Annotated in this window: 18 protein-coding genes and 2 tRNA genes; 13 read left to right on the plus strand and 7 right to left on the minus strand. The window is 69.9% G+C overall.

Going from position 1 to position 20,585, the window contains the following annotated elements:
* Window positions 1-2 precede the first annotated feature (2 nt).
* The gene (locus ACX6XY_RS05340; protein ID WP_460326925.1) at window positions 3-761 is read left to right on the plus strand and encodes a phosphoglyceromutase; all 759 of its coding nucleotides are present in this window, start codon (window positions 3-5) and stop codon (window positions 759-761) included.
* A gap of 169 nt (window positions 762-930) precedes the next feature.
* Window positions 931-1,003: transfer RNA gene (locus ACX6XY_RS05345), tRNA-Glu, on the plus strand.
* 42 nt (window positions 1,004-1,045) lie between these two features.
* Here the strand turns inward: ACX6XY_RS05345 and ACX6XY_RS05350 are convergent.
* The 3 genes from ACX6XY_RS05350 to phoU form a co-directional block, all read right to left on the minus strand.
* The gene (locus ACX6XY_RS05350) at window positions 1,046-2,566 is read right to left on the minus strand and encodes an SAM-dependent methyltransferase (protein WP_460326927.1); all 1,521 of its coding nucleotides are present in this window, start codon (window positions 2,564-2,566) and stop codon (window positions 1,046-1,048) included.
* On the minus strand, window positions 2,559-3,224 hold the full coding sequence (locus ACX6XY_RS05355; RefSeq protein ID WP_460326929.1) for a type II restriction-modification system restriction endonuclease: 666 nt from the start codon (window positions 3,222-3,224) through the stop codon (window positions 2,559-2,561). The genes ACX6XY_RS05350 and ACX6XY_RS05355 overlap by 8 nt, the downstream gene beginning before the upstream one ends.
* A gap of 387 nt (window positions 3,225-3,611) precedes the next feature.
* Window positions 3,612-4,292, minus strand: coding sequence for a phosphate signaling complex protein PhoU (phoU, locus tag ACX6XY_RS05360; RefSeq protein WP_460326931.1), 681 nt, complete (start codon window positions 4,290-4,292; stop codon window positions 3,612-3,614).
* 309 nt (window positions 4,293-4,601) lie between these two features.
* Here phoU and ACX6XY_RS05365 point away from each other — a divergent pair, with 309 nt between their 5' ends.
* On the plus strand, window positions 4,602-5,927 hold the full coding sequence (locus tag ACX6XY_RS05365) for a sensor histidine kinase (protein ID WP_460326934.1): 1,326 nt from the start codon (window positions 4,602-4,604) through the stop codon (window positions 5,925-5,927).
* Entirely contained in the window at window positions 5,924-6,604 is a 681-nt protein-coding gene (locus ACX6XY_RS05370) for a response regulator (RefSeq protein WP_460326936.1), read from the plus strand. Before ACX6XY_RS05365 ends, ACX6XY_RS05370 begins: the two co-directional genes overlap by 4 nt.
* A gap of 135 nt (window positions 6,605-6,739) precedes the next feature.
* Here the strand turns inward: ACX6XY_RS05370 and ACX6XY_RS05375 are convergent, their stop codons facing one another.
* Entirely contained in the window at window positions 6,740-7,411 is a 672-nt protein-coding gene (locus ACX6XY_RS05375) for a copper chaperone PCu(A)C (protein ID WP_460326938.1), read from the minus strand.
* Between the two features lie 620 nt (window positions 7,412-8,031).
* Between ACX6XY_RS05375 and ACX6XY_RS05380 the strand changes: the two genes are divergently transcribed.
* The 6 genes from ACX6XY_RS05380 (at window position 8,032) to ACX6XY_RS05405 (ending at window position 14,691) form a co-directional block, all read left to right on the plus strand.
* A complete protein-coding gene (locus ACX6XY_RS05380) occupies window positions 8,032-8,514 on the plus strand; it encodes a CarD family transcriptional regulator (protein ID WP_009716930.1) in 483 nt (160 codons plus the stop codon).
* 330 nt (window positions 8,515-8,844) lie between these two features.
* Window positions 8,845-9,663: a 2-C-methyl-D-erythritol 4-phosphate cytidylyltransferase gene (ispD, locus tag ACX6XY_RS05385; protein ID WP_460326943.1), complete on the plus strand. Its 819-nt coding sequence runs from the start codon at window positions 8,845-8,847 to the stop codon at window positions 9,661-9,663.
* A complete protein-coding gene (ispF, locus tag ACX6XY_RS05390; RefSeq protein WP_460326945.1) occupies window positions 9,653-10,171 on the plus strand; it encodes a 2-C-methyl-D-erythritol 2,4-cyclodiphosphate synthase in 519 nt (172 codons plus the stop codon). The genes ispD and ispF overlap by 11 nt, the downstream gene beginning before the upstream one ends.
* A gap of 119 nt (window positions 10,172-10,290) precedes the next feature.
* On the plus strand, window positions 10,291-11,703 hold the full coding sequence (gene cysS / locus ACX6XY_RS05395; protein ID WP_460326947.1) for a cysteine--tRNA ligase: 1,413 nt from the start codon (window positions 10,291-10,293) through the stop codon (window positions 11,701-11,703).
* A 142-nt stretch (window positions 11,704-11,845) separates the two neighbouring features.
* Window positions 11,846-12,793 (plus strand): 23S rRNA (guanosine(2251)-2'-O)-methyltransferase RlmB, encoded by a 948-nt coding sequence (rlmB, locus tag ACX6XY_RS05400; protein WP_460326949.1) that lies wholly within the window; start codon window positions 11,846-11,848, stop codon window positions 12,791-12,793.
* A gap of 122 nt (window positions 12,794-12,915) precedes the next feature.
* On the plus strand, window positions 12,916-14,691 hold the full coding sequence (locus tag ACX6XY_RS05405; RefSeq protein WP_460326951.1) for a DoxX family protein: 1,776 nt from the start codon (window positions 12,916-12,918) through the stop codon (window positions 14,689-14,691).
* A 353-nt stretch (window positions 14,692-15,044) separates the two neighbouring features.
* Here the strand turns inward: ACX6XY_RS05405 and ACX6XY_RS05410 are convergent, their stop codons facing one another.
* From ACX6XY_RS05410 to ACX6XY_RS05420, 3 genes are all read right to left on the minus strand, one after another.
* Window positions 15,045-15,782: a nucleotidyltransferase family protein gene (locus ACX6XY_RS05410; RefSeq protein ID WP_460326953.1), complete on the minus strand. Its 738-nt coding sequence runs from the start codon at window positions 15,780-15,782 to the stop codon at window positions 15,045-15,047.
* A 43-nt stretch (window positions 15,783-15,825) separates the two neighbouring features.
* Window positions 15,826-16,236 carry a hypothetical protein gene (locus tag ACX6XY_RS05415; protein WP_460326955.1) on the minus strand — a complete coding sequence of 137 codons (411 nt, stop codon included), beginning with the start codon at window positions 16,234-16,236 and terminating at the stop codon, window positions 15,826-15,828.
* A gap of 253 nt (window positions 16,237-16,489) precedes the next feature.
* A complete protein-coding gene (locus ACX6XY_RS05420) occupies window positions 16,490-17,623 on the minus strand; it encodes an ABC transporter ATP-binding protein (RefSeq protein ID WP_460326956.1) in 1,134 nt (377 codons plus the stop codon).
* Window positions 17,624-17,846: 223 nt separating this feature from the next.
* Between ACX6XY_RS05420 and ACX6XY_RS05425 the strand changes: the two genes are divergently transcribed.
* The 3 genes from ACX6XY_RS05425 to ACX6XY_RS05435 all read left to right on the plus strand — a co-directional run bounded on the left by ACX6XY_RS05425 (window position 17,847) and on the right by ACX6XY_RS05435 (window position 20,452).
* Window positions 17,847-17,923, plus strand: a tRNA-Thr gene (locus ACX6XY_RS05425).
* 70 nt (window positions 17,924-17,993) lie between these two features.
* Window positions 17,994-19,775 carry a sensor histidine kinase gene (locus ACX6XY_RS05430; protein WP_460327087.1) on the plus strand — a complete coding sequence of 594 codons (1,782 nt, stop codon included), beginning with the start codon at window positions 17,994-17,996 and terminating at the stop codon, window positions 19,773-19,775.
* Window positions 19,772-20,452 (plus strand): response regulator, encoded by a 681-nt coding sequence (locus tag ACX6XY_RS05435; RefSeq protein ID WP_460326959.1) that lies wholly within the window; start codon window positions 19,772-19,774, stop codon window positions 20,450-20,452. The genes ACX6XY_RS05430 and ACX6XY_RS05435 overlap by 4 nt, the downstream gene beginning before the upstream one ends.
* The last annotated feature ends 133 nt before the right edge of the window (window positions 20,453-20,585 follow it).

The following is a 20,585-nucleotide window of genomic DNA, read 5'->3' on the forward strand; positions in this document are numbered from 1 at the left end:
GCATGGCCGACGCACCGTACAAGCTGATCCTGCTCCGCCACGGCGAGAGCGAGTGGAACGCGAAGAACCTGTTCACCGGCTGGGTGGACGTCAATCTCACCGAGAAGGGCGAGAAGGAGGCGGTCCGCGGCGGTGAGCTGCTCAAGGACGCCGGCCTGCTGCCCGACGTCGTGCACACCTCGCTCCAGAAGCGCGCGATCCGCACCGCGAACCTGGCGCTTGAGGCAGCCGACCGCCACTGGATCCCGGTCCACCGCTCCTGGCGCCTGAACGAGCGGCACTACGGCGCGCTCCAGGGCAAGGACAAGGCGCAGACCCTCGCGGAGTTCGGCGAGGAACAGTTCATGCTCTGGCGCCGCTCGTACGACACCCCGCCGCCCGCGCTCGAGGACGGCACGGAGTTCTCGCAGAGCGCCGACCCGCGCTACGCGACGATCCCGCCGGAGATGCGCCCGCGGACGGAGTGCCTCAAGGACGTCGTCACGCGGATGCTGCCGTACTGGTACGACGGCATCGTCCCGGACCTGCTCACCGGCCGCACCGTCCTGGTCGCCGCGCACGGCAACTCGCTGCGCGCCCTGGTCAAGCACCTCGACGGCGTCTCCGACGCCGACATCGCGGGTCTGAACATCCCCACCGGCATCCCGCTCGCCTACGAGCTCGACGCCGACTTCAAGCCCGTCACGGCGGGCGGCACCTACCTCGACCCGGAGGCCGCGAAGGCCGCGATCGAGGCCGTCAAGAACCAGGGCAAGAAGTAACAGCTTGCTGATCGCGCCCCTGACCTGCATGTTCGATGCAGGTCAGGGGCGCGTACCGCGCGAGACGCGAGGTACGACTGGTCTGAGCCACCATTGGCCTATGGTTTAATAGGCAGTGCTTTGCCGAGGCCAGGTGCATCGACTCGGACCTACGGAAAGCAGTGCTCACGCCCCCGTTGTGTAGCGGCCTAGCACGCCGCCCTCTCAAGGCGGTAGCGCCGGTTCGAATCCGGTCGGGGGTACGCATCGAAGGGCCCCTTCCTCGGGAAGGGGCCCTTCGGCGTTTACGGGTTGGCGGAACCGCTCCATGAGGTCTGGAGCTTCAGAATTCCCGCGAGCACGGTCTCGCGAGAGCATTCCAGCTGTAGCTCCTGGCACATCTTCAGGGAAGAGTCGACCAGGTCCGGTTGAGGAATCTCCCGGATGAGAGCGTTCAAGTCGACCCGCTGCAAGAGCTTCTTGGTCACTGGCCGTTTGGCGTCCGTGAAAACCATAGAAGCCAGGAGCTGCGTAGCGGCATCGGAGGAAAGCAGCGTAGCTACCACAGCGCACTCGATCCCATCGGTGAAAGACAGGAAGTAGCACGTATCGTCGAACACGACGGGCTTCCCGTTGATTGGCCCGACCGCCCGGAACTCAAGACTCTTGTGCAAACCTGAGATCGCAACCTTGTAAGGGGAAAACGTGTAATCCCCCAAACCGAAGACGCAGAATCTGGGGCGCGCTCGATAAATCGATGACTTACGCCTGTCGAGCACTTCGCCGTTCTTGTTGAGATATGCCCAGAGTTGTGGCGCCTTGGCTTCGAGGAGCGCGGTGTCATCCGAAAGGCGCCGCTGCGGAACCACCATCCACTTGGACAGGGACGTAACGCGACCCCGGAACACATCGGTGCTCTTCAGGAGGGGAAAGAGGTAGTCCTCCTCCACGCGAACCTTCTCACCCGTTTTCGTTGCGGGCCCGTTGTCCGCGCGGAGCTCCATGACGCGGGCCGCGTCATGCTTAACGCCCTGACGCCACTCCATAGGGCATACTCCGTCAGCGTGGCGACTCCGTTCGTAGGCGTCGACGTCCGCTACGAGACGCCCTTCAACCACGCCCATACGGCGGATCGGGGATGTCTCGTCGAGGGATTCATAAATGTCACACGCGTAGTTCTTTTCCCCCTCGGCGACGTCAACGGTAAACAGGCACGCATCCACCGCCGCACCGAACCATTGTTTGGCGTCGATATGATGGATAGCAGAGCCCTTGATGGGCCATCCGTTGTCCGCGCAGAAGCTCAGAACGTTCCTGGCGACCTGCGTCTTGCAGAGCATGGAGATCGTCGGATTCTGACTCATCAGCTCGGCGATAAGCTTGAGCCAAATATACTCGGCGATGTCGAAATTTGATGCGCCAGTCATCGCGTCGATGCCGCGAAGATGGCGAATGTTCTCCTTGATCGGCTTGTTTTCTGAATCAAGCACAGTCAGTTGGGAATTTGTCACCCAAGGCGGATTGCCGACCACGAGAAGTGGCGAGTCGCCTTGTTTCCAGTCGACGTCACGGGCGAGATTGAGGTCAAAAATGTTGCACTCGAGAACCTCGCTGACGGACTTGGACTGCAGGACGTAGTCCGGCTGAACTTCAATTCCGATGGTCTCGGCCTCGGGAAACGACTCCTTGGCGGCGAGGAGGAAGTTACCGAGACCGCACGTCGGTTCAAGAACGCGTTGCCACTCGCGGTCACGCCCCAGGGTGCCCATCACTTGGCGTGCCAGTGGAACAGGGGTCTGAAAGTCGCCAAACTCGTTGTTAGGCAAGGAGGTCCTCCAGCCCTGGGGTTTCTTCCAGCGGATCGGCCAGCTTGATTGCCCGCCCGTACTGAAGTCGCCATTGCAGGGCGTTGGAGATAGTCAGAACCCCTTGCTCGGGCGGCTCGCGGAGGAGTTCGGTGGCGAGCTCCCGGCGACTTTCTGGATCCAACGGAAGGTTCCGATCCTCCAAGTACGCATCGACGTCATCCGCATTCGCCCCTTCTTTCGCCAGGCGGCGGATCTCTCTCGTCAACTGGAAGTCGGAGGTCCTCTGGGAGTCAATAAAGATTACATGCCTGAAATCAAGGCGAGCGGCTTTCCGCTCGTGATCGTCAATCTTCTCGTACACCATGAGGAGTACGTGATAGCCCAGGCCGTAGACCTTCTGCTGAGCGCTCCTGAACGGGCAACTCGACTGAGGCTGCCTTATCGACGTGAACTTCAGATCCACATTGAGGCCGGGGAAATCGATGCCCTTGGCGGCGTTCCCCGGCTTGTACCGGTAGCGGAGAGAGATGAACTCATTGAAGGCCGATTCTGCGTAAGTCCCGACAGTCTTTCCGTCGTTCACGCCGTAAAGTTGCGGCACATCGAGGTAGTTATGCTCATCGGCGAATGACTTCGCGGCATCTTTGAGCGCTTCAATCGTCAGTGGCTCTTGCATGAGCCCCCCTCCCGCCGTCAACCTGCAGGCATCCTAGCGGGAATGCGTGACCCGGCCGCCGCGCGGCGTGGGGCCCGACCGGCGCCGGGCCCCACACCATGAGCAGCCGGAACGCGGCTCAGCCGCAGCCACCGCCCCCGCACTGGCAAGGGGCCCCCTGCTGGCAGCCGCAGCCGCAGCTCGGGCCACAGCCGCAGGCGCCGAGCAGGGGCGGGTGGAGCACTTCGACCGAGTGGTCGTCCTGATGGGCGTCGGGGGTGGGAGTGTCGGCCATACGGAACCCTCCTCGAAGGCGCTGGTGCCTTGCCCCCATTGCATGCCCGCCCGGCTGGGCGCATCAACGGCGCACGGAGGCTCGCGGAGGCATGGCCCAGCGCGCGGACCCGGTTACGCGCCCTCGGGCGGCGTGGTCGCGTTCTGCAACTCGTCCGCGTGCTCGCCCGTCACCAGGTACACCACGCGCTTGGCGACCGAGACCGCGTGGTCCGCGAACCGCTCGTAGTAGCGGCCGAGCAGGGTCACGTCGACGGCCGTCTCGATGCCGTGCTTCCAGCGGTCGTCCATCAGGTGCTGGAACAGCGTGCGGTGCAGCAGGTCCATCTCGTCGTCGTCCTGCTCCAGCTGGAGCGCCAGGTCGATGTCCTTGGTGATGATGACCTCGGCCGACTTCGCCATCAGGCGCTGCGCCAGCTGGCCCATCTCCAGGATCGTGGCGTGCAGGTCGTTCGGCACCGCCGACTCGGGGAAGCGCAGCCGGGCCAGCTTGGCGACGTGCTGGGCCAGGTCGCCGGAGCGCTCCAGGTCGGCGCTCATCCGCAGCGAGGTCACCACGATGCGCAGGTCCGTCGCCACGGGCTGCTGGCGGGCCAGCAGGGCTATGGCCCTGGCCTCCAGGTCGTGCTGGAGGTCGTCGACCTTCTGATCGCCCGCGATCACGCTCTCGGCGAGCTTCAGATCCGCGTCGAGCATGGCCGTCGTAGCGCGCCCGATGGCCGACCCGACCAGCCGGGCCATCTCGACCAGCCCTTCGCCGATCGAATCCAGTTCCTCGTGGTACGCGTCCCGCATGGAAGGTCCCTTTCCTGATACGTGCCAGGTGCTACGTGCCGGGGTTGTGCCCCCCACGCTCCCATGGTTGAGCCGGAACGCGACCGATAACGGCCCCCCATGTGAATCACCACTGTCGCAAAGGTGAACTCTGGGCGACGGGCCACGGCCCTCGCCCGCCGCGGGATTCCCCTCCCGAGCGGCCCGCCGGGCGGATCTCCCCACCCAAATGAACCAATCGCGTATCCATGGTGAACTCTCGGCGACGAGTGTCCGAGATGACACAGCCATCGCTGTGGCCGGGGCTTATCCCGTGCCTAACCTGGAGACATGGACGTGAACGCGGCGGTCGCCGCAGCGGCAGCGATCGCCGGAGCGTGTACCGGCGCCATCGCCATGCTGGCGTTTCGCTGGAGCGAACGCGACCAGAGACGCCACACGCGCACCTCCCTGCACACCGACGCGGTGCTGCCGCCGGGCGTCGACACCGTGCTCTCGGTGCTCAGGTCGTCCGCGGTCGTACTCGACGAGGGCGACGCGGTGGTCAAGGCGAGCTCGGCGGCGTACGCCCTGGGGCTCGTGCGCGGCGGCAAGCTCGCCGTCGAACCGATGCTCCAGATGGCCCGTGACACCCGCAGGGACGGCGAGATACGCCAGGTCGAGCTGGACCTGCCGCGCCGCGGCACCGGCCGCGGCGAGGCGCTCGCCGTCTCCGCGCGCGTGGCACCCCTGGGCTCGCGGCTGATCCTCCTGCTGGTCGAGGACCTCACCGAGGCCCGCCGGATCGAGGCCGTACGCCGCGACTTCGTCGCCAACGTCAGCCACGAACTGAAGACGCCCGTGGGCGCGCTCTCGCTGCTCTCCGAGGCCGTCATGGACGCCTCGGACGACCCCGAGGCCGTGGAGCGCTTCGCGGGCCGTATGCAGGTCGAGGCCACCCGCCTGACCAACCTGGTCCAGGAGCTGATCGACCTCTCGCGCGTGCAGAACGACGACCCCCTGGAGGACGCCGAGGCCGTACGCACCGACGAGCTCGTCGCCGAGGCGATCGACCGCTGCCGCCACCAGGCCGGTACGAAGGAGATCACCATGGCCGCCGGAGGCACCGGCGACCTGCGGATCTGGGGCAACCGGGGGCAGCTCGCCGCCGCGCTCGGCAACCTCGTCGAGAACGCCGTGAACTACAGCCCGGCCCGTACCCGCGTGGGCATAGCCGCGCGCCGGATCAGCGCACCCGGCGGCGATCTGATCGAGATCGCGGTCACCGACCAGGGCATCGGCATCTCGGAGAAGGACAGGGAACGCATCTTCGAGCGCTTCTACCGCGTCGACCCGGCGCGCTCCCGCGCCACCGGAGGCACCGGGCTCGGCCTGGCGATCGTCAAACACGTGGCCGCCTCGCACGGCGGGGAGGTCACCGTGTGGAGCTCCGAGGGACAGGGCTCCACGTTCACGCTGCGGCTGCCGGAAGCAGGCTCCGTACGCGACCGCGGGAAACCGCTCATAGCCGGGGGCCTCGACGACGAGACCGACTCCGGTGACGGCGCCGCCGACGACTCCGCTGGCCACTCGGCCAGCGATTCCACCAACGACTTCACGAACGAACAAGCTCGCGGGACCCGCGAGCCCATACCTGCCCCGGAGGTCCTTCCGTGACCCGTGTGCTCGTCGTCGAGGACGAGGAATCCTTCAGTGACGCCCTGTCGTACATGCTCCGCAAGGAGGGCTTCGAGGTAGCCGTCGCGGCCACCGGCCCCGACGGACTCGACGAGTTCGAGCGCAACGGCGCCGACCTCGTGCTGCTCGACCTGATGCTGCCGGGGCTGCCCGGCACGGAGGTCTGCCGCCAGCTGCGCGGCGTCTCCAATGTGCCGGTCATCATGGTGACCGCCAAGGACAGCGAGATCGACAAGGTCGTCGGCCTGGAGATAGGAGCCGATGACTACGTCACCAAGCCCTTCTCCTCGCGTGAGCTGGTCGCCCGCATCCGCGCGGTGCTGCGGCGCCGCGGGGAGCCGGAGGAGGTCACCCCGGCGGCCCTGGAGGCGGGGCCGGTGCGGATGGACGTCGACCGGCACGTGGTCACCGTCTCCGGCGGCAAGGTCGACCTGCCGCTCAAGGAGTTCGACCTGCTGGAGATGCTGCTGCGCAACGCGGGCCGGGTGCTCACCCGGATGCAGCTGATCGACCGGGTGTGGGGCGCCGACTACGTGGGCGACACCAAGACCCTGGACGTCCATGTGAAGCGGCTGCGGGCCAAGATCGAGCCGGATCCGGGGGCGCCGCGCTATCTGGTGACGGTGCGCGGGCTCGGGTACAAGTTCGAGCCGTAGGCCGGACGCGGAATGTGTGGAATGTAGGGCGTAGGGCGTAGGGCGTAGGTCCGAGGGCCCCGCCGCTTGTCGCGGTGGGGCCCTCGGTGTGTCGCGGGCTGTGTCAGCGTGAGCTGTGCCAGCGGGGTGTGCGGGTCAGTGCGTGGTCTCGCTGTCGGCGCCCTCGGTGTCCGCGCCGTGGGCGTCGCCCTCGCCGTGGGCGTCGTCCCCGGCCTCGGCTCCGTGCGCGGCCTCGTCCCCGTCCGCGGGCTCGGCGGTGGCGGACGCGTCCGGCTCGGGGCTCTTCGGCGACACGATCTCGGGGCCCCATTCGGCGTAGTAGCCGGTGGCCGGGACGACGGCGGACCTCAGCGTGATGTCGCCGGTCTCGCTGAAGCTGAAGGTGATCGGCTGGGCGTTGCCCTCGGCGGCCGTGCCGTTGCCGTCGGCCAGCACGGCGGACGCGTTGCCCTCGCCGCCGACCACGACGGAGCCGTGTGCGGGCACGATGATCGAGCCGGAGCCCTCGGCGGGCTTGAGTTCGGCGTCTCCGTCGATGCCCTCGACCTTGACCGCGTCGAGGGTCTGGTCCTTGTCGCCCTCGTTGAAGAGGGTGGCGCTGACGGCGGCCGGGCCCTTGCCGCCGGGCTCGGGCTGGGTGATCAGAACCGAGTTCTGGATCTTGATGTCGCCGACCGAGGTCGCGGCGTTGTCCGGGCGGACGCCCAGTGTCTGAGCGTCGTTTCCGGCACCGCACGCGGTGAGAGCGGCGAGCGAGAACGCGAGGGCGGTGGCGGCGATGGCGCCGCGTCGAAGGCTGCGGCTCACGGCGGCGGCAACTCCTAAGCGTGGACGGTAGGGCCGCCCGTAAGGCCGCCCGCAAGGTCATTCGGCGGGGTCAGGTTACCGAGCCGTCTCCGCGCCGCCGCACCCGACCCGCCCCCAACGGCCAGGAGCCCCTCGCACGCCGGTGGTCGACGGCGGCTCGCACGGGTCTCGGATATCCGTGTGGGCCGGACGAGTGATCGGACGAGTGATCGGATGAGTGGCGCGAGGCTTTCGGTTTCTGGCGGGGAATGCGCGTCGATCTTGATGCGTCCACGGGAATTGATCATCGCGGTGATCGCGGGGGCGCATTGCGGATCACTCTCGTACACCTCTGTTGCACTCGAACGGAGTAGCTACGGGGTAGCCGGAGACGTCGGCGTCGAGGTGTGCAAACCAGGACGTTCGGTCGCCTGGAGGGCTCGTCGGCACCGCGTAACGCGCGCGTTTCAGGTTCCCCGCACAGTGGCTCCGACCTGCGAATACCTGCCCCCGCAAAGCCTCCGCAGCACGTTCCGGTTGCTGTTGTCAAGCCCCGAGATATGCCCTGACCTGCGAAAACGCCATTCAGAAGACGCCGTTCTCGTGTTACCCTAGATAGCCACGGAAGGGGTACCTGTCACATGACGTTCAAGGTTGGCGACACCGTGGTCTATCCCCATCACGGGGCCGCGCTGATCGAGGCCATCGAAACTCGTCAGATCAAAGGCGTGGACAAGACCTACTTGGTGCTCAAGGTCGCCCAGGGCGACTTGACTGTTCGTGTGCCAGCGGACAATGCGGAGTTCGTCGGCGTGCGCGATGTTGTCGGTCAGGACGGGCTGGACCGGGTCTTCGAGGTGCTGCGTGCACCGTATGCCGAAGAGCCGACCAACTGGTCCCGTCGTTACAAGGCAAATCTCGAAAAGCTCGCCTCCGGCGATGTCATCAAGGTCGCCGAAGTGGTGCGTGACCTGTGGCGTCGTGAGCGGGAGCGCGGACTGTCCGCGGGTGAGAAGCGCATGCTCGCCAAGGCGCGCCAGATTCTGGTGAGCGAGCTGGCCCTCGCGGAGAGCACCAACGAAGACAAGGCCGAGGCCCTGCTCGACGAGGTCCTCGCGTCCTAGCGCTCGCTACCGGGTAGCGACCGGGTCGTATGAAAGACATGCCGCGGTGCCCGCTGGCCAGCTCTGTCGAAGAGACGTCGAAGAAGCTGTGTTGCCGGGCACTGCGGCACGTCTGCGTCCCGCCCCCTGCCCGGTCCGGGCGTCTGACGCTCGACCGGCTGTCACGGAAGGGTCCGGTCGAGGCTCGCGCCCGGTGCGCCCCCGCTCCCTCGAGTCGCCTTCGAGTGAGTCGCCTCATCCTTGAGCGAGTCGCCCTCGAGTTCGCTTGAGTGGGGGTACCTCCAGGCCATACCCACGTCGGCTGAGGACACAAACCTGAACGCGCACCTGATGTCAGACGAATCGCAGGCTGCCCCGCGGCCCACCGCCCCGCAGTCCGCCACCGCCTCGCAGTCCGCCGCCCCGGAGCCCGTCGCCCCGCGCCCCGCCGCGGCCGTCATCCCCGCGGCGGGCCGCGGGGTACGGCTCGGCCCCGGCGCCCCCAAGGCGCTGCGCGCGCTGGGCGGGCTGCCCATGCTGATCCACGCCGTACGGGCGATGGCCAACTCGCGCCGCGTCTCGCTGGTGGTCGTGGTGGCCCCGCGCGACGGCGCCGTCGAGGTCAAGAACCTCCTGGACGAACACGCGCTGCCCGAGACCACCGACTACCTGGTCGTGCCCGGCGGGGACACCCGCCAGGAGTCGGTGCGGGCCGGTCTCGACGCCCTGCCGCCCGGCGTCACCGAGGTCCTGGTGCACGACGCGGCCCGGCCGCTGGTGCCCGTCGACACGGTCGACGCGGTGATCGAGGCGGTACGCGGCGGAGCCCCCGCCGTGGTCCCCGCGCTGCCCGTCGCGGACACCGTCAAGCAGGTCGAACCCGCGGCGGAGCCCGGCGCGCCCGAACCGGTCGTGGCGACGCCCGAGCGGGCCCTGCTGCGCGCCGTGCAGACCCCGCAGGGCTTCGACCGCGCCACCCTGGTCCGCGCCCATGAACAGGTCGCCCTGAACGGCGAGGGCGCCACCGACGACGCGGGCATGGTCGAGCAGCTCGGGGGCCAGGTCGTGGTCGTGCCGGGACACGAGGAGGCCTTCAAGGTCACCCGGCCGCTTGACCTGGTACTCGCCGAGGCCGTACTCGCACGCAGGAGGGCCAACGATGGCTTCTGAGGCACAGCTTCCGGAGGCCTCGCGGCTTCCGCGGCTTCCACAGGTCGGGATCGGCACCGATGTGCACGCCTTCGAGGAAGGACGTGAACTGTGGTGCGCCGGACTCCTCTGGGAGGGCGAGCGGTACGGGCTCGCCGGGCACTCCGACGGTGACGTCGCCGCACACGCCGCCTGCGACGCGCTGTTCTCGGCGGCCGGGATCGGCGACCTGGGGGCGCACTTCGGCACCGGCAGGCCCGAGTGGGCCGGAGCGTCCGGGGTCGCCCTGCTCACCGAGGCGGCGCGGATCGTCCGGGCCGAAGGGTTCGGGATCGGCAACGTCGCCATCCAGGTCGTCGGCGTACGCCCCAAGGTCGGCAAGCGGCGGGACGAGGCGCAGAAGGTGCTCTCCGCCGCCGTCGGCGCGCCGGTCTCGGTCTCCGGGACCACCACGGACGGGCTGGGGCTCACCGGCCGCGCGGAGGGCCTGGCGGCGATCGCCACGGCGCTGGTGATGCGGGGCGCGTAGCGCTCGGGCGTGCGGGCCCTGGGCGTACGTGCACGCGGGGTCCGCTTGTCGCGGGGCGCGCGCTGTGGGTTTTCCACAGGCGGCGCGGGGCACTGCCGTGAGCGCACTACCCTTGTCGCGTGACTATTCGGCTGTATGACACCGGCGCCCGGCAGATCCGTGACTTCTCCCCGCTCGTCTCGGGCTGCGTCTCGATCTACCTGTGCGGTGCGACGGTGCAGGCGGCCCCGCACATCGGGCACATCAGGTCGGGGCTGAACTTCGACATCCTCCGCCGCTGGTTCGCCTACCGCGGCTACGACGTGACCTTCGTGCGGAACGTCACCGACATCGACGACAAGATCATCGCGAAGTCGGCCGAGCAGGGCCGCCCCTGGTGGTCGATCGGGTACGAGAACGAGCGCGCCTTCAACGAGGGTTACGCCGCGCTCGGCTGCCTGCCGCCCAGCTACGAGCCGCGCGCGACGGGCCACATCACCGAGATGGTCGAGATGATGCGCGGCCTGATCGAGCGCGGCCACGCCTACGCCGCCGACGGGAACGTCTACTTCGACGTGCGCTCCTTCGAGGGCTATCTCCAGCTGTCCAACCAGGAGCTGGACAACCTGCTGCAGCCCTCGGGCGAGGGCGAGACCGGCAAGCGCGACCCGCGCGACTTCGCCATGTGGAAGGCGGCCAAGCCGGGCGAGCCCAGCTGGGAGACCCCGTGGGGCCGCGGCCGCCCCGGCTGGCACCTGGAGTGCTCGGCGATGGCCCACAAGTACCTGGGCAGCGCCTTCGACATCCACGGCGGCGGCCTCGACCTGGTCTTCCCCCACCACGAGAACGAGATCGCGCAGGCCAAGGCCTACGGCGACGACTTCGCCAACTTCTGGGTGCACAACGCCTGGGTGACCATGGCGGGCGACAAGATGTCCAAGTCGCTGGGCAACTCCGTGCTGGTCTCCGAGATGGTCCAGCGCTGGCGGCCGATCGTGCTCCGGTACTACCTCGGCACGCCGCACTACCGCTCGATGATCGAGTACAGCGAGGAGGCGCTGCACGAGGCCGACGCCGCGTTCGCGCGCATCGAGGGGTTCGTGCAGCGGGTCGTCGAGAAGGCCGGGGCCGTCGAGCCCGCGGCCGAGGTGCCGACCGCCTTCGCCGAGGCCATGGACGACGACCTCGGGGTTCCGCAGGCGCTGGCCGTGGTGCACACCACCGTGCGCCAGGGGAACTCCGCGCTCGCCGCCGACGACAAGGACGCCGCCGTCCAGCACCTCGCCGAAGTACGGGCCATGCTGGGCGTCCTGGGCCTCGACCCGCTGGACCCGCACTGGGCGGACGAGGCCGAGAGCGGCCCGACCGGGTCGGCCAAGGCCATGCACAGCGCCATGGACACCCTCGTCCAGCTGGTGCTGAAGCAGCGCGAGGCGGCCAGGGAGCGCAAGGACTGGGCCACCGCCGACGCCATCCGCGACCAGCTGAACCAGTCCGGGCTGGTCATCGAGGACAGCCCGGACGGCCCCCGCTGGAGTCTCGGGCCGCGCTGAGTCGCTGCCGGTTCCCGCGCTGAGTCGTTACCGGTTCCGCGCTGAGTCGCTACCGGTTCCGTGTGCCGCCCGGCCCGTCGGGCGGCACACTTTCCTTAGATACGTCATACACATTCGCAGCATTTGCAGAAATAGGTAGGTCATGGCCGGGAGCAGCAGCAGCCGCCGTACGTCCAGCAAGAAGGGCGCGCAGGTCGGCAGTGGTGGAAAGCGCCGCCGCGGCCTTGAGGGCAAGGGCCCGACCCCGCCGGCCGAGATGCGCAAGGGGCACAAGAAGAACCGCCTGGCGGCCGCCCAGGCGAAGAAGACCGCGGCCCGCCGCCCGGCCGCACGGCGCGGCGGCAAGGGCTCGTCCGAGCTGGTCGTCGGGCGTAACTCGGTCGTCGAGGCGCTGCGCGAGGGCGTCCCGGCGAACACGCTGTACGTGCAGCAGTTCATCGACAACGACGAGCGGGTGCGTGAGGCGCTCCAGCTCGCGGCTGAGCGCGGCGGCATCAACCTCATGGAGGCGCCGCGCCCCGAGCTCGACCGGATGACGGGCGGACTCAACCACCAGGGCCTGGTCATGCAGGTGCCGCCGTACGAGTACGCCTTTCCCGAGGACCTCGCGGCCGCCGCCTACGACGAGGGCGAGGACCCGCTGATCGTCGCGCTCGACGGGGTGACCGACCCGCGGAACCTGGGCGCCGTGGTGCGGTCCGTGTCCGCGTTCGGGGGTCATGGCGTGGTGGTGCCGGAGCGGCGCGCCGCCGGGATGACCGCGGGCGCCTGGAAGACCTCGGCCGGTGCCGCCGCGCGTACGCCGGTGGCCCGCGCGACCAACCTGACCCGCGCCCTGGAGGCGTACAAGAAGGCCGGTGTCGCCGTGGTCGGTCTCGCCGCCGACGGCGAGCACGAGGTCGGCGAGCTCGACGCGCTGCGCGGTCCCGTCGTGATCGTGGTCGGCAGCGAGGGCAAGGGGCTGTCCCGGCTCGTCGGCGAGACCTGCGACTACCGGGTGCGGATCCCGATGCCGGGCGGCACCGAGTCGCTGAACGCCGGTGTGGCGGCGGGGGTCGTGCTGTACGAGGCGGCTCGGCAGCGCCGTTAGGTCCACTGGGGCTTAGCCCTTGTGGCTCCTGGGTTGTCGCCCGTACGGGCGGGTGGCCTTGACGCGGCCCGGACAGATCCGGGGGGTCAAGGCAGTGTCCTAAACACACATCACTCGGTTAGATGAGTGTGGACACCAGAACGCCCCGCACACCCACGGGGGGAGCCTCGGGATTCGACGACGGCCGCGCGCTGAGCATGGTGAAGGTCCCGTGCGACCCGGCGCAGGTCATCGTGAATCACGCGAGCTTCCGCGTGCAGCTATCCGCCGCGCAGCCCCGGTCCCCGCGTATCGCCCGGCCCCCGGCGGGAGCCGCCGCGCAGGCCGCGCAGGCCGCGCAGGCCGCGCGGGTGCCTGTGGGCGCCGCCGTGGCCGGAGCGGCCGGAGCGGCTGGGGCCGCCGCCGTGGTCGGGCGGCGTCGTTCGCCGGTCGTCTGGAGCGGGAAGTCCGCGCCGGGTGACCTCGCCGCGACCGGGCTGTTGCAGGCCGTTCGGAGCTCCGGGGTGCGGCACGGCGACACGTTCGACGACGTCTTCGACGCGGACGCCACTCAGGCGATTCCGCGTGTCGATGCCGCGGAGACGGAGACGGTCGAGACGCCGCAGGTCTACGGGCAGCGTGGGCCCAGCAGCGAGGAGACTCGGGCGCTGCCCGTGGTTCCGGCGGCGGGGGACTCGTACGCCGACGGGCTCTTCAGGCCGGACTCTTCTGACTCCCCGGACTCTGGGAGTGAGTTCGGGGAGTTCGGGGAGCTCGGCGATTACGCGGACGATGCCGAGGCCGACGTCGAGCCCGTGGTGCGTCGGCGAGGGGCGGACCCTGTGCGGCACGCCTACTACCCCGGCCGGCGGATGAACCTGGGGGTGGTGCTGCTGCCGCTGCGGGTCTTCCTCGGGTTCATCTCGATTTACGCCGGTATGGGCAAGCTCTGCGACCCGGTGTACTTCGACGGCGGCGAGCGCGGCTCCATGGTCACGTGGCTGAGTTCGCTGCACCCGTGGGAACTCGCCGAGCCGATGCGGGACTTCGCCCTGTCGCACCCGGTGGGCGCCGGGCTGACCGTCGCCTTCCTCCAGGTCATCGTCGGCGTGCTCACGGTGCTCGGCCTCTGGCAGCGGGTCGCGGCCTCGGTCGGCGCGCTGCTGTCCGCCGCGCTGCTGGTCACCGTGAGCTGGAAGGCCGTACCGGCCTACGACACCCCGGACATCATCTATCTCGCCGCCTGGAGCCCGCTGATCATCGCCGGAGCGCCGGTGTACTCGGTCGACGGGCGGCTGGCCAGCGAGGCCTGGCGCAGGCTCGGGCCGCGGGTGGGAATCTGGGAGCTGCGCCGCCGGGTGCTTCGGCGTGGGCTGCTGATCGGCACGGTTGTGGTCGGTCTCACGCTGCTGATCGGGGCGTTGCTCGGCAGTGCCGTACGGGATGCGGGGCGGGTGATCGTGCCTGGGCCGGGTGAGCCGCCGCGCAACGTGCTGCCGGGGTCTCCGCTGCCGAGTGAGCCTGGGGCGCGGGTCAGTGAGAGCCAGGGGCAGGGGCAGGAGCGGGAGAGGGAGCGGGAGCGGAGCGAGAGCCCGTCGGCGTCGTCTGAAGGGGCGACGCGGGGTAACACCAGTAGCCCCTCGACTTCGTCGGCGGCTACTCCGGAGGCTGCTCGGGAGTCCAGTACGGCGGGGGCCGCTGAGGAGCCCGCTCAGACTCAGCCGTCGCAGACTCAGGGGACCGTGGGCGAGGAGCAGCCGCAGCAGTCGGCGCCTCCGCCGCCGCCGTCTACCAGTGCTGGGCCTACGTCCAGTGGCGGGACCGACAGCGGTGGGGGCAGCACGGGTGGGCCCGAGGAGGGCGACGGCGGCGGTGGCGAGACCTCGGGGCCTGGCCTGGTCGGCGGCCTGCTCGGCTGACCGTCCCGTGACCGTCCCGCGTGCGTTCTGTTCGTTGTGGGGCGGGGGTGGGGTGGGGGGTACGTGCTCACGGCGACTGATAACCCGGAAGCTGCGAACCGCGTGCTGCCCAGTTCACAGTCCCCGCTCCGCTCGCACCCCCCACCCCACCCCCTCACGCCGGACGGCGGCTGTCCGTTTCCTGTTGTGGGCATACGTTCCGCAGGGCGGAACGGGTGGGCACAACCCACCGACCCCGGTCAGCCGTCCCGACAGGGCCGTAGGGCGACCCCCTCCCCGCGACGCGGGGCACGCCCCCTGGGCACCGGGGGGACACGGGGCACCCCGTGAAACCAGGGGCGAGGGCGGAGGCCTCAGTGGGCTTGCGTGGCCAGTTCCTTCGCTGCCTCCGTGAGGTCCTTCGCCGTGTCGATCGCCCGCCAGTACGCGCCCTGCGGCAGCGGATACCCGGCCAGTCGGCGGTCTCGGGCGAGCCGCGGGAAGGTGGTCCGCTCGTGATCGCCCCGGTCCGGCAACTGAGCGGCGAACGCGGGCGAGAACACGTAGACGCCCGCGTTGATCTGGTACGAGATCGGCGGGGACTCGACGAAGTCCGTGATGTGCCCGAAGGCGTCGGTTTCGACCGCGCCCCACGGGATGCGAGGGCGGGCCAGCGCGAGCGTCGCCGTGGCGTCCCGCTCGGCGTGGAAGGCGGCCATGTCGCGGAGCGAGAAGCGGGTCCAGATGTCGCCGTTGGTGGCGTACCAGGGCTGGTCCGGATGCGGCAGGTGCGCGGCGGCGTATTTGAGGCCGCCGCCACGGCCCAGCGGCTCCTTCTCGACGACGGTGGTGACCCGCAGCGGCAGGTCGGCCGTCTCCAGCCACTTCTGGAGCACCTCGGCGAGATGCCCGCAGGACACCACCGCGTCGGTCACGCCCTCGGCCGCGAGCCAGGAGAGCTGATGGCCGATGATCGGGGTCCCCGTGCCGGGGATCTCGACCATCGGCTTGGGCCGGTCGTCGGTGTAGGGGCGCAGTCGCGACCCCTGGCCCCCGGCCAGGACGACGGCCTGCGTGGGGTGGGTCGTGGGTACGGGGAAGTCACCGGTCATGACCGCACCTTATGCGGCGCGCCCGGCTGCTCCCAGCACAGGTTCAGGACTGCTGGGCCGCGACCCCGGAGGCGAAGGCGGTGTCGCACACCGGGCGGGCGTAGGACTGGGCGCGGGTGGGACCGTAGTACTGGACGGCGGCGCGGCCCAGCGCGCGGGCCAGTGAGACGCAGTGCGCGGCGAGCGACGGGCGGCGGTCGACCTCCCGCTGGAGGAGGGTGAGGGCGGCGCCGGGGTCCTTCTCCTGTAGTTCGGTCAGCAGTTGGTCGCGCAGTACGTCCTGCGGGGCACGGGACTTGGCGCGCGAGGAGACATCCAGGGATGATGCGGTGAGTGCCGACTGCGGGTTGCCGGACCAGTCGACTCGGGTCACCGCGAGCGTTCCGGACAGGACCAGGACGACGGGGAGTACGAGAGCGAGGGTACGGCCGATACGGCGGGCGGTGGAGTTCAAGGGGTGTTCCTCGCGATGTCGATGCGGCACCGAAGTGGGGGCCGGGGAAGCGGTACGCGAGTGAGCGTAGCGGGCAGTGATGATTTGGCGACATTTAGTCACTCTGTCGGGGGACGGTTCGCTGCCGCTTTTCTCATCGTGGGTTGACGTACGGAATCGAAACGGGCGGAGTGCCGGGGTATTTGTCGACTCTCGGTTACGGCAGTGGCCCCGCACGGTGTCCGTGCGGGGCCACTGCCGGTCGGGGGAGCCTTTAGTCGCCGAGGCGTTCGCCGGTCGACGTCGCGAACACGTGGGCCTCGCCTGGGCGGGGCACGACGTGCAGTACCGAGCCCTTCTCGGGCACCCGGCGGCCGTTGACGCGGACGACGAGGTCCTTCTGCTCGCCGCCGACCTCGACGGTGCCGTACACGAAGCCGTCCGCGCCGAGCTCCTCGACGACGTTCACGGAGACGGCGAGACCGGCCGGGCCGTCCGTGTCCTTGGACAGTGACTTCGCGACGTCGCCGTTCTGCTCGACGATGTCGAAGTGCTCCGGGCGGACGCCGACCGTGACGGTGCGGTCGCCCTTGTCGGCGGCCGCGGCGAGCGCGTCGCGCTCGACCGGGACGACGGAGTTGCCGAACTTCACACCGCCGTCGGTGATCGGCACCTCGATCAGGTTCATGGCGGGGGAGCCGATGAACCCGGCGACGAAGAGGTTGGCCGGGCGGTCGTACATGTTGCGCGGCGAGTCGACCTGCTGGAGCAGACCGTCCTTGAGCACCGCGACGCGGTCACCCATGGTCATGGCCTCGACCTGGTCGTGCGTGACGTACACGGTGGTGATGCCGAGGCGGCGCTGGAGGGACGCGATCTGCGTACGGGTCGAGACGCGGAGCTTGGCGTCGAGGTTCGACAGCGGCTCGTCCATCAGGAAGACCTGCGGCTCGCGGACGATCGCGCGGCCCATCGCGACACGCTGGCGCTGACCGCCGGAGAGCGCCTTGGGCTTGCGGCTCAGGTATTCGGTGAGGTCCAGGATCTTCGCGGCGTCCTCGACCTTCTGCCGGATCTCGGCCTTCGGCACGCCCGCGATCTTGAGCGCGAAGCCCATGTTGTCGGCGACGGTCATGTGCGGGTAGAGCGCGTAGTTCTGGAACACCATGGCGATGTCCCGGTCCTTCGGCGGCAGGTGTGTGACGTCGCGGTCGCCGATCCGGATGGCGCCGCCGTTGACGTCCTCGAGTCCCGCGAGCATGCGCAGGGACGTGGACTTTCCGCAGCCGGAGGGGCCGACCAGGACGAGGAACTCGCCGTCCTCGATCTCGATGTCGAGCTGGTCGACGGCGGGCTTCTCAGCGCCCGGATAGACGCGGGTCGCTTTGTCGAACGAAACAGTGGCCATGGGTATGGGCCCCCTTCACCGGCAGGAACGTGCCGGACGATCCGAGTAAAGGAAGAGAATGGGTCTAGTCCACCTGGGCGGACCTTCCGTGAAGGTACCTGGTCGGCTCTCGTCCTGTCAGTACCTGGAAGGTGACGAAACCACCTCGTGGCTTGGGGGAGGGGGGCTGTGTAGAGTGAGTGAGCCCTTCGCATGGTGTGACAGTCCCGTGTGAAGTCGCGCTGCCTCCTTAGCTCAGTTGGCCAGAGCAACGGTCTTGTAAACCGTAGGTCGTCGGTTCGACTCCGACAGGGGGCTCCAGCTGGTAGCACGCCTCGGACACGTTGGTTGAGTGGGTGGTCCGGGGCGTTTGCTTTGCGGTACGCCGATACTGGGCAGTGTGTCTCCGAGAGCCGTCCCGTCGTCTTCCGCCTCCAGTCCGTTCGCCGGTCCTGGAGAGCGCGGGTGGCGGCTGGGGCGTGCCGTGGGCGAGGCGTTCGGCGGCGGGCTGCTGATCCTGCTGACGTACGGCCTGATGGCGGAGCTGGTCATCCCGCTGGACGCGGAGCCGGTGTTGTTCGCCGGGGTGATCGCCCTGGCGCTGCTCGTGGTGCGGCGGCGCTTCCCGGTGCTGAGTCTGCTGGGGCTCGCCGCGCTGATGGGGGTGCTGCCGGTCGTCGGCCTGCTGACGGCGGTGGCCGCCTACACCGCCACCCGGCGGATCGCCCGGCCGCGGCGGCGAGCCGTGGTGCTGCTGGCGGCGGCCGGGCTGACGCTGGCGACCGGGGCCGCGTTCGCGCCCGGTCTGTGGCTCGGCAGCAGGCCGTACGGGGTGGCGCTCGCGGTGGTGCTCGCGGCGACCACGGTGATCGTGCCCGGCCTGGTCGGCACCGCCGCCGGGCAGCAGGACCGGCTGCTGCGGGCCCTGCGGGAACGTACCGCCGCCGCCGAGGAGGCGCACCGCCTCGCGGAGAGCGAGTCGCGGATGCGCGAGCGGTCGCGGATCGCCGCCGAGATGCACGACCTGCTGGGGCATCGGCTCAGCCTGATCTCGCTGCACGCGGGCGGCCTGGAGATGGGGTTGGCGAAGCGGGCGCCTGAGCTGTGCGAGGAGGCGGCCCTGGTCCGTACGGCCACGCGGGACGCGATGCGCGAGCTGCGCGAGGTCCTCGGCGTACTGGGGCCGCTGGGGCGGGACACCGGCACTGACGCGCTGACCGACGCGACCGGCACCAGAGCGGATGTCGAGGCGCTGGTGCGGGAGTCGCGTGCGGGCGGTATCCCGGTGGAGCTGAGCTGGGACGGGCCCGACTTGGACGCGCGCGCGGCGCGGGTACGGCGCGCGGTGCACCGGGTGGTGCGCGAGTCGCTGACCAATGTGCACCGGTACGCGGCCGGGTCCCCGGTGACGGTCGCCGTCGCGCACACCGAGCACCAGGTGCTCGTCCGGATCCGCAACGAGGCGCCGCACACTCCGCCTGACGCGCCGACCGGCCTGGGCTCGGGGCGCGGATTGACCGGGCTGCGGGAGCGGGTCGCCCTGCTCGGCGGCAGTCTGGCGGCGGGCCCGACCTCCGGCGGCGGGTTCGAGGTGAAGGCCGTGATCCCGGCGGATCCGGGTGAGGGCGGTCGTGCCGCCGAGGGCTCGGAGGGAGGGCGGGGTGAGTCCGCCTCGGGTCCGGCGGGTGCGGAGCGGGGCGGTGCGGGTCCGCGGGAGCGTGCGGCGTGTGGGGCCGGTGATGGTGTTGGTGGCGGCGTTCAGCGGCTGGCGGGGGTTGCCACCGGCCTGCTCGGCCTCGCGGGGGTGGGCGTGATGATGCTGCTGGGTATAGCGCTGGTGGACCGGCCGCTGCCCGCCTACACGCCGCCGGAGGAGCCCCGGCTGGGCATGCCGGAGGCGCGGGTGCGGGAGATCGTCTGGGGCGACAGCGCCGCGGTACGGGCCGCCGCGGCCGGTCGGGAACCGGCTCGTCCGCCGGGCACGACCAGTTGCCTGTACCCCTACGAGGGAGCGGACTACGGGGGCGGAGAGATCGTCGGCGGCCGGTTCGAGATCGTCCGCTACTGTTTCGACTCCGACGGCCTGGCCGCGGTCGACCGCTTCACGGTGCCCATGGTGCCGGTCCAGGACGGCGGCGGCAGCGATACGGACACCGGGAGCGGACACGGATGACTGACCAGTCCGGAGCGGCGATCCGCGTGCTCCTCGCCGACGACGAGGAGATGATCCGGCACGGCGTACGCCTGATCCTCCGGCACGCCGACGGTATCGAGGTGGTCGGCGAGGCGGCCAACGGGGCCGAGGCGGTGGCACTCGCCGCCGAGCACCGTCCCGATGTGGCGCTCGTCGACATCCGGATGCCGGTGCTGGACGGCCTCGCGGCGATCGCGCCGCTGCTCGCGCTCGACCCCGCGCCGAAGGTCGTCATGCTGACGACGTTCGGAGACGAGGACAACGTGACGCGGGCGCTGCGGGCCGGGGCCTCGGGGTTCCTGCTGAAGGACGAGGGGCCGCAGGAGCTCATCAGCGCGGTACGGGCGGCCGCGGCGGGGGACGCCGTGCTGTCGCCCGGAGTGACGGGTGCGGTCATCGAGCGGATGCTGCGGGGAACGCCCGCCGCCGACGCGCCGCCCTCTCCGACCGACCAGCGGATCGCGCGGCTGACGGGGCGTGAGCGGGAGGTGCTGGCGATGCTCGGTGAGGGGCTGTCCAACCAGGACATCGGGCGGCGGCTCGGCATCGGCGTGGGGACGGTCAAGACGCACGTCGGCGCGATCCTGGAGAAGACGGGTAGCGACAGCCGTGTCCAGGCGGCGCTCCTGGCCCACCGCGCGGGCCTCGCGGGCTAGGCCCTGTCGTCAAACTCCCGCCGTCCGCGCGGCGCGCGCGTGGTCTCTGCCATCCGGTAGAGGCCGGGTGGTCCCTGGGGACTACCCGGCCTCGGGCGCCTGACCTTGGGCAGGGCCCGGAGTCACGCCCTGA

It is taken from the genome of Streptomyces sp. O3, from assembly GCF_054788135.1.